Here is a 10293-nt window from a genome sequence, read left to right as displayed (position 1 = left end):
AAAGTGATTTCATCGGCATTAAGATCGGTGAAGCGTATGGTGTTGATGCCGGTGGTGTTCATTTCAGAAACAATATCGCTGCCATGCCCGCGGCTGAATTCATACACGTCAGCACCCGCGCCGCCGGACAGATAATCGTTGCCCACGCCGCCGATTAAGGTGTCGTTACCGGTTCCGCCGTACAAGATGTCGTTATGATTGCCGCCGTTCAGCACATCATCGTATTGGGTGCCGTAAATGATGTCATTGCCGTCGTTGCCGTTGATGTGCCGTCCGGTTGCGGGCTGCCATTGGAGCTCCGGAATAATATCGTCGCTGTTTGTACCTTCAGTACGGGGTGCTTCGGTGTAATCAATCTGTAAAGCCATAAGCAGCCATGTTTGTGAGACGCTTGCACCGTGCGAATCTGTGGCGGTAACCACCACGTTGTATTCATTGCGGCTGTCTGAAGGCACTGCGCCGCTGAACATTTTGGTGTCGGGATCGAATTTCAGCCATTCGGGCAATGCTTCGCCGTTTTCTAGTGTTGCTCGGAAAGTCAGTGAATCGCCATCGACATCGGTGAATGCGTTTTCAGGCAGCCTGAATCCCGCAACACTGCCTATCAACATGGTTACTGCGGCTAATGGTTCACCGACAGCAGGCGGAGTATTCGTGGGTTTGGGATCAACCGGATCTACCGGATCTACCGACCCGCTGTCCATCAATGCCAGTAAATCGGCAAGGTTCAGGGTTTGGTCGGCGAATTGGAAATATTCGACTTGGGCAGCTTCATCGGCAAAACTGCCGGCAATGCGCACTTCATCGATGTTGTTCAGTAAGCGCAGTATTAAATCATCGCCTTCGCGCAATACCAGAATATCAGTAACGTTTACATCAACAAATTCAACGGTATCATCACCAGAAATTTCCTGAATGGTGTCTCTGCCGCCGTTGGGTTCAATGCGGTAATAATCATTGCCATTGCCGCCATTCAAACGATCGTTACCTGTATTGCCAACCAGATAATCATCACCGTTTCCGCCGATTAAGACAGAATCTTCCGGAAGCGCAGTTAGATAATCACCGTTATCATCAGTAGCGCTTATGGTGTGTATCAATCGGATAATATCTTGTGTATTCAGCGTGCTGCCGTCATCAAAGTAAATGGTATCGATTCCGGCGAACTGCGACTCATCAAAATAGGGGTAAAAATACATTCGCCCTGATACGGTTTCACCGAAACGGCTTTCACCGACACCATCAATGATTAGCAAATCCCCTTCTCGTTTAAATAACAAATTAGCCGCCGTAACCCCCTCAAGGAAAACCAAGTTAAATGGCTTCAGATCAGCACCCATACCATGATTCATCACTGAAGAAGAATAGATTTCACCGCTAAGTAAATGCCCGCAAACAAAGGTGTCCCCGCCTTGTCCGACGATACTGCCCACCTCACTTGGCATCAGCATAAAATCAGCATAATCAACGGTGCTCATTCTGCCGTTGCTGTAGTACGTCATGCTCGATTCTACGCCGGTATCATTTCCCGCTTCTCCAACGATATTTTGGCTGCGATAAAAAATAGATTGCACCATCTTGGCAGCATCTGCATAATTGGTGGTCAGCAACGGCAAAATATCTTGCTTGGTCAGCGTTGTGCCGTCTGCCAGCTGCAATACAAAAACATCATGATTATTCTGTGCTTCAGGGTAATACTGTTTGTAAGCCGAGTTGTAATCCAACCAAGAAAAAAAGCCGAGCACAATGGTAAAATTGTTTTTATCTTGTGCCACAATTAAAGCACCGTTAACAACAAGAAACATCAGATCGGATAAACCGATGCCTTCATCAAGTTGTATGACATTGGTTTCATTACTGCTGCTTTCTTCCTGAATAACATCAATTCCTGATTCTTTACCAATATGGTAACTATCCTTACCGCCGCCGCCAAGTAAATAATCGTTGCTCAAGCCGCCGATTAAAATCTCATCATTATCTGTACCCTCAATGGTATCGTTTTGCAGTGTACCCATCAGCGTATTATTAACCATAATGATGCGGTTAATGTCTTCATCATGCCACAGCGTGCCATCGGAAAACTGAATTTCAACGCCGCCTATTGCCATGCCATTCCAGCACATGCCCAAAATTTTAATTTGATTATTTTCACCCAATTGAATAATCAAATTTCTGCCATTGGCTTGAAACTGCAAATCTGCCGGCGTTATTCCATCGGTAAAGCGGATAACCGAAGATTCGCCATAATTTTTAATCACATCTTTGCCATCGCCATTGCCGAATGTGTAAATACTGTTTGCTTGGCCATTATTTTCAAAAATATCATCACCGGCGCCGCCAATAAAATGAGATTTAAAAAGAAAAATGGATGTAATGACATCATCGCCGCTGCTGCCTTGCAATATCGCCTCTCCGCCCAACTTTACTACCTGGTCAGCAAATTGAAATTCTTCAATTTGATATTGGTATCTATCAGAATAAGTAAAGAAATTTTTTACGGTAACTTTATTATTATCACCATAGGAGAGGGCTAAATGATAATCATCTGTTCGTACAAATATTATTTCTAATAACCGAACATCAGAAAAACACAAAACATCATAGCCGCCATCATCTTGAATCGTATCCCGCCCATCTCCATTTGAAATAAAATACAAATCATCTCCTGTTTTACCAATTAAAGTATCATCACCTTTCCCGCCGATAAGAAAATTACTACCCGAATCACCATAAACAGTATTATGACCATCATTAAAAGGCGTTTTTGACAGAGAAATTATTTTATCTGAAAAACTAAAATTCTCAATTTTATAATTATTGGTATCAAAAAAATGATTGACACGAACCACATCATTCTCACAATACTGAATAATAAGATAATCACCTAATCTTCCCCAGTGAACTTGTGCCGAATTAACATCAAATATTAAATTATCATAACCACCGCTGTCTGAAATAATATCTTGTCCATCACCTTTTGAAAAAATATAAGTGTTATTATTTTGATTACCATATAAAGCATCATTGCCTTTTCTGCCAATTAAAATAACATTACTATGAGTATTATTATTTTGATTACTTGGCAAAGTATTATTGTCGTCAATTAAAGAGTCGCTGGTTAGTATATTGTCTCCATCATCGCCAATAACAGGATATACACCATTTATAATATACAATATATCAGCAGAACCAATTTTCTGATACAGATTAATGGCTGCCAGCTCCAAGCCATCCATAAAATCCTTTTGCAATGATGGGGCATAAGTAAATAAATCTCGAATAGTTTTAACCGCATCTTTTGCCCACATTGCATTTCCGCTTGCAGCGGCACTGATTAAATCAATATAAACAACCGGAAATTTAATTACATTTCCACCGAAATCTGTTTTTTCTGTGTACAACTCATCAGCCACATCGGCATAGATCGTTTGTAATTTAATCTGTGCCGCAACATAATCTGGAAATTTAGCAAATTCCGCTCTCAATATCTTTCCGGCATTGGGTCCGGGGTTGTGAGATAGATATTGCAGATAATCACGTCCTGTTAAATGCTCCAAAGCCACCAGCTGGCGGGCATCAATATATGGTCCTCTGTCATCTATAGGAACATCAGATGCACCTGTCCATTGATAAATCATCTTATACAGTAATGAAGTACTGGGTTGTTCAATATACTGCTGAACCAAACCATACAATATTGGATCCTGCATCATGGCATCGCGCAGATTTAACACTTTGCCAAAAGCCGACGCATCAGGCAAAGCGGCAATTTCTTCATGCCATTGCCCTTCGCTGGCATAAATGGTATCGCTGTTATTAACGTTAAACCACACATCAACCGCGCCGGATTCTTTACCTGATTCCCATTTCACCATACCCATTTGCCTGTATTGATTCTTGTTGCCGTCAACATATTCAGAATCAATATAATCCAAATAAACAGCACTGATTGCTCCGTTTTCACCAACCGCCGTTGTGATTGGCTTCAGCTCGTTTGCTTCACTCACGCCATTTTGATTGATGTCTTGCCAAATCATCAGCTTTTGCCAAATCGAATCCAAAGCATCAATCATGCCGTCGCCATTGTCATCATATTGTTTTAATGCCTCAAAGCCGTTATTGGCATTGCTGCCGTCTTGGGCGGTATAATTGCCGAATAATTCAGAACCATTGTCGATTTTATTGTTGCCGTTTAAGTCCAATACCAACAAACCGTCATCAGCATTTACCCAGCCGGTTTGCTCGGCAAAACCATCATTATTTAAATCAAAATGAATATCTTGACTGCGAGAAATGGTTTCAACACCATCACCATCTAAATCAATCACAATGGGTGAAGCCTGTTCTTCCGCTTTATCGATGCTTGGGGTGTCTTCGTTTAATTCATGCAAAATATCACTGTCAAAGCCCCAATCACCAAAGTCTTCATCCGGTATGCCATCGTTATCACCATTCAACAGATCGAGAAGTGATTTTAATTTTTCCGGTAGATTATCATCTGTTACAACAGTTCTTACCCAATTAAGAAATGCTGCCAATATTCCATTATTATTCAGCCACGCTTGTGCCGCTTCAACATCAGCAATATTAGCCTCTTTTATATTGGGTAAATTATCCATTATTTTAGAGTAATCACTGTTCGGATCATAAACATACTCACCATTATCATTCACAACAATCACACCATCGGCAAAATCAAGCATCATCATTAGAAAATTGCTACTGCCAATAATACCAGCAATGCCTTCGCCGCCTGTTTCTGACAATTCTTTCCAAATTTTCTCCATCATTTCCTTGCCATAGTATTTTTCAATAAATTCTGATGGCGTATTTAATGTCCAATTTTCTAAACTAAGCCCATTTTTCTCAAAGACTTTTTCATGGAAATCTTTTATTAAATCAAATTTCAAATCTTCATTTATTGGGTTACCATGATTGGCTTCAATTTTAGCCAACAGTGCATTCAAATAGCCTTCTGCCATATCAATGCGTATTTGATCAATCCGCTCCGGCGAAATTTCTGAGCCGGATGAGTTTTGCATATATTCCAAAGCCGCTTGTCCGGTAATGGTTTCGCCCGTTGCCACACCCAAAGCCCAACCGGCATAGCCATAGCCTTGGTCATACAGTTCCCGATAAGCCTTGATTGCACCGGCAACCCCGTCTTGACTCACCATTCTCCGATAAGCTTCTACTTGCTCTCTGGTGATTTCTTGATGCACTGCCATGATATACTCCTATTTCATTTAAAAATAAAGATAAAAAATCATAACAAACTACTGCTGAATACATGATTTGGATATATTCTGTTGCTGCGCCCACACCGAATCAATGGGATTTCTAATATCAAAACGAAGCACCGCTTCCTTGGCAGCCGCTTGAATTTCTCGCCAATGCGGCAGTATCTGGCGATTATATAACAAGCTTATCTTTACTTTCATATCTTCCTGTAATATCATAAACTTATGGCTACATGGCGGTCTTGGCACATTTCGATTAGAACACTCGATAAATGTATCCACCTCATCGTATTGATTTCTAAAAATAAATATATCGTCTCCTTCTTGTCGCCAAGGAATTCCTGTTTTTGGATCAATGCCGGGTACAGCATAGACTTCCATACCAAATTGGCTTTCCGGCAATTTTTTATATACCCACTTTTCTGATTTATTTGGATAACTCTCTAAATCCCCATCTAAATAACGATCTAAAACATGATGGGGATCATAGAATCCGGTAGCATTTTCAACACCGACACGCACCCAAGCATTACCGGGTTGGTTGTATTCTTTTTTAAATTGACAGAATGCTTCTTTGTTTAATAAGTCATAATAAACACCGTCTGTATAGCGAATTCTAAACCCAAATGCTGAAATTTCAGAGTCATAAGTACGTTCTGACAACTTTATTCTCTTTTTTTTATCTAAATCAAAGAAAGGGGAATCTTCATATTCAAATATTCCTATAACAACACTTGCCAAAACTCTAACCGGTCTGCCGCCAAGATTGCCGATTAGATAACTCCGCCCATAAGGGTCTTTGAGAGCAAGACCGGGTACTTCAACATAGGAGGGTTTAGGTGCTAATAAAGACATTAACATAAAAAAGAAATAAAAAACCAGTACCAAGCAACTTATTAGTATTTTATGCTTAACAATAAATGATTTTACTTGGCTAAATACTGATGCTTTCATTTTAGCAACCAATTCTAATATTTAAATTTAAAAAAATAAGATGATTTAAATCAAAAAATTTGCTACTGATTACATATTTTACATATATTCCAAAGCTGCTTTTTCGGTAAGGGTGTCGCCCGTTGCCACACCCAAAGCCCAGCCGGCATAACCATAGCCTTGGTCATACAGTTCCTTATAAATCTTAATTGCACCGGCAACTCCGTCTCGACTCACCCTTTCCTTATAATCGACCACTTGATCTCTGGTGATTGTTTGATGAAATGCCATGATATACTCCTATTTAATCTAAAAATAAAGATAAAAAGTCATAAAAAAGCTACTGCTACGTACATATTTTGGGTATATTCTGTTGCTGTGCCCACACTGAATCAATGGGATTTTTAATATCAAAACGAAGCACCGCTTTTTTGGCGGCGGCTTGAATTTCTCGCCAATTCGGCAGTATTTGACGGTTATATCCAAGGCTAACTTCTACTTTCATATCCTTTAATATTTGAAAATATTGCCTGCACGGTGGTCTTGGCACATTACGATTGGAGCATTTGATAAATGTATCCGCCTCTCCGTATTGATTTCTGTTAACAAATATATCGTCTTTTTCTTGCCGCCAAGGCAGTCCTGTTTTTGAATCAATACCGGGTACAGTATAAACTTCCAAACCAAATTGGCTTTCCGGCAATTTTTTATATGCCCAAAATTCTGGCTTATTTGGATATTCCTCTAAATAATTATCCAGATAACGATCCAGTAAATTAGGTACTTTGGGATAACCTGAACCGCTGAGAACAGTAACACTCACCCAATCATTACCTGGTTGGTTATGTTCTTTCTTAAATTGGCAATATATTTCTTTATTTAATAAATCATAATAAACACCATCGGTATAGCGAAGCTCAAATCCGAATGCTGAGATTACCGAATCATAAGTACGTTCTGACAACTTTATTCTCTTTTTATCAAAATCAAAGAAAGGAGAATCTTCATATTCTACTAACCTTATATTTGCATATGTAACACTCTCCAATAATACCACTGGTCTACCGCCGAGATTGCCGATCGCATAAGTTCGCCCATAGGGGTCTTTGGGAGCAATACCGGGAACTTCACCATAGGATTTAGGCGCTAACAAAGACATCAATAGAAAAAAGAAATAAAAAACCAGTGCCAAACAACTTATTAGTATTTTATGCTTAAAAATAAATAATTTTATTCGGCTGAATAATGATGCTTTCATTTTGGCAACCAATTCTAATACTTAAATTTAAAAAATATAATGATTTAAATCAAAAAATTACCACTGAGTACATATTTTACATATATTGTAAAGCTGCTTGTCCGGTAATGGTTTTGCCTGTTGCCACACCCAAAGCCCAGCCGGCATAGCCATAGCCTTGGCCATACAGTTCCTTATAAACCTTAATCGCGCCATTCACACCGCGCTGACGCACTTCTCCGAGATAACCAACTACTTGATCTCTGGTAATTTCTTGATGAAATGCCATGATATGCTCCTAATTAATCTAAAAATAAAGATAAAAAGTCATAACAAACTACTGCTGAGTACATATTTTGGGTATATTCTGTTGCTGCGCCCACACCGCATGGATAGGGTTTTTAATATCAAAACGAAGTACTGCTTCTTTGGCAGTGGCTTGAATTTCTTGCCAATACGGCAGTATCTGGCGGTTATATGATAAACTTACCTTTAATTTCATATCTTCCTGTAATATCATAAAATCATGGCCACATGGTGGTCTTAATACATTCCCATTGAAACATTTAATATAAGTATCTATATTTCCATGTGTATTCCTATGAACAAATACATCATCAATAGATCTGTCTTTTCTGTAAGGTAAATTGGTTTTTGGATCAATACCCGGAACGATATAAACATCTAACCCAAATTGTTTATTTAGCATTTTTTCATAAGTAATATACGGAAATTCTTTGGGCTTACCAGGATAATTTTCTAAATTACCATCCAAATAACGATCTAAAACATGAGGAGGGTCATAATATCCGGTAGCATTTGAAATACTTACCATCATCCAAGCATTACCTGGCTGATTATGTTCTTTTTTAAATTGACATGATATCTCTCTATTTAACAAATCATAATAAACGCCATCGGTATAGCGAAGATAAAAATTAAATCCCGAAATTGCCGAATCATAAGTACGTTCTGACAACTTTATTCTCTTTTTTTTATCTAAATCAAAGAAAGGAGAATCTTCATATTCCATTAACGATGAAGAAACACTTGCCAGCACTCTAACCGGTCTGCCGCCCAGATTGCCAATTAAATAATCCCGCCCGTAGGGATCTTTTGGGGCAATACTGCTGGATTTATTAGGATGCAGTATTGGTATTGGTTTTAATGGCAGAAATTTTGATAAAGACGTTGCTAATATTAAAAAACCATACACACTCAATGCCAAGCACCACGGTAATATTTTGTGTTTTGCAATAAATAATTTTATTCGGCTGAATAATGATTCTTTCATTTTGGCAACCAATTCTAATATTTAAATTTAAAAAATATAATGACTTAAATCAAAAAATTACTACTCAGTACATATTTTACATATATTCCAAAGCCGCTTGTCCGGTAATGGTTTCGCCCGTTGCCACACCCAAAGCCCAGCCGGCATAACCATAGCCTTGGTCATACAGTTGTTGATAAGCATCGATCGCACCGGCAAGCCCATCCCGACTCACCATTCTCTGATAACCAACCACCTGATCTCTGGTAATTTTTTGATGCACAGCCATGATATGTTCCTTTTTAATTTAAAAAGGAAAAGTTATAAAAAAACTACTGCTGCGTACATGATTTGGGTATATTTTGCTGCTTCTCCCACACTGAGTGGATAGGATTTTTAACATCAAAACGAAGCACCGCTTCTTTGGCAGCCGCTTGAATTTCTCGCCAATGTGCCAAATTCTGACGACTATACCCAAGACGGATCTTTACTTTCATATCTTCTAATATCATAAAATATTGCCTACATGGTGGTCTTGGTACATTCCCATTAAAACATTTAATATAGGTATCTACACTTCCATATATATCCCTGTGAATAAATACATCATCAATAGATCTGTCTTCTCTGTAAGGTAAATTGGTTGCCAGATCAATACCCGGAACAATATAAACATCTAATCCAAATTGCTTATCCGGTAATTTCTCATAAGTAACATATGGAAATTCTTTGGGTTTATCAGGATAGCTTTCTAAATTACCATCCAAATAACGATCTAAAACATGAGGAGGATCATAATATCCGATAGCATTGTCAACACCAACGTGTACCCAAGCGTTACCCGGTTGGTTGTGCTCTTTTTTAAATTGGCAGAATATTTCTTTATTTAACAAATCATAATAAACACCATCAGTATAGCGAAGTTCAAATCCAAATCCTGCAATTGCCGAATCATAGGTACGTTTTGACTGTTCTATTTTCTTACCACCTAAATCAAATACAAGAGAGCCTTCATATTCCAATAGCGATGAAACAACACTTGCCAACACTCTAACCGGTCTGCCGCCCAAATTACCGATTAGATAACTCCGCCCATAAGGGTCTTTGGGAGCAATACCGGGCACTTCACCATAGGATTTAGGTGCTAACAAAGACATCAATAGAAAAAGAAATAAAAAACCAGTACCAAACAACTTATTAGTATTTTATGCTTAATAATAAATAATTTTATTCGGCTGAATACTGATGCTTTCACTTTGCTAACCCATTCCATTATTTAAAGTTAAAAATCAAAATACCATCAAACAAAATAAACTACTGCCGAGTACATGTTTTGGGTGTATTTCATTGCTGCGTCCATACTGACAGGTTATTTTGGTTTAATAAAAGCGCAAACAGGCTGCCTGAAAGCGTGGGGTTTTTCCCATGTTTTCAGGCAGCCTGTCTGATAATCTAATCCCAATCATTGGCAGCATTGCTAACCCTCTTAAGATTAACAACAATAAATCAACAGTTACCGCTAATCGGTCGCATATTATGCTATATTTTTACAAGTATCAACGTAAATTTTCAAAATGCTTGGTTTTTGATGAATTTGTTGTTTTTAAACA

Annotated in this window: 8 protein-coding genes; all 8 read right to left on the bottom strand. The window is 38.7% G+C overall.

Translation table 11 applies throughout. The features are described 5' to 3' along the window. A partial coding sequence (locus tag Q384_RS14235; protein WP_037585727.1) for a calcium-binding protein occupies positions 1-5228 on the bottom strand: 5228 nt, incomplete at its 3' end. 48 nt (positions 5229-5276) lie between these two features. Further along, positions 5277-6194, bottom strand: coding sequence for a hypothetical protein (locus tag Q384_RS12535; protein WP_051940311.1), 918 nt, complete (start codon positions 6192-6194; stop codon positions 5277-5279). 78 nt (positions 6195-6272) lie between these two features. Beyond that, positions 6273-6464 (bottom strand): hypothetical protein, encoded by a 192-nt coding sequence (locus Q384_RS02305; RefSeq protein WP_037585726.1) that lies wholly within the window; start codon positions 6462-6464, stop codon positions 6273-6275. A 55-nt stretch (positions 6465-6519) separates the two neighbouring features. Beyond that, positions 6520-7431 (bottom strand): hypothetical protein, encoded by a 912-nt coding sequence (locus tag Q384_RS12530; protein ID WP_051940309.1) that lies wholly within the window; start codon positions 7429-7431, stop codon positions 6520-6522. 76 nt (positions 7432-7507) lie between these two features. After that, positions 7508-7699, bottom strand: coding sequence for a hypothetical protein (locus Q384_RS02295; RefSeq protein WP_037585725.1), 192 nt, complete (start codon positions 7697-7699; stop codon positions 7508-7510). A 48-nt stretch (positions 7700-7747) separates the two neighbouring features. Next, on the bottom strand, positions 7748-8704 hold the full coding sequence (locus tag Q384_RS02290) for a hypothetical protein (RefSeq protein WP_156956403.1): 957 nt from the start codon (positions 8702-8704) through the stop codon (positions 7748-7750). A 76-nt stretch (positions 8705-8780) separates the two neighbouring features. Then, positions 8781-8972, bottom strand: a complete 192-nt coding sequence (locus Q384_RS02285) for a hypothetical protein (protein ID WP_037585722.1) — start codon at positions 8970-8972, stop codon at positions 8781-8783. A gap of 43 nt (positions 8973-9015) precedes the next feature. Next, positions 9016-9834, bottom strand: coding sequence for a hypothetical protein (locus tag Q384_RS02280; RefSeq protein ID WP_211251066.1), 819 nt, complete (start codon positions 9832-9834; stop codon positions 9016-9018). Positions 9835-10293: the final 459 nt, after the last annotated feature.

Origin of the sequence: Stenoxybacter acetivorans DSM 19021, from assembly GCF_000745895.1 — a bacterium.
Lineage (GTDB): Bacteria > Pseudomonadota > Gammaproteobacteria > Burkholderiales > Neisseriaceae > Stenoxybacter > Stenoxybacter acetivorans.
This window is presented reverse-complemented; position numbering and strand designations above follow the sequence as displayed.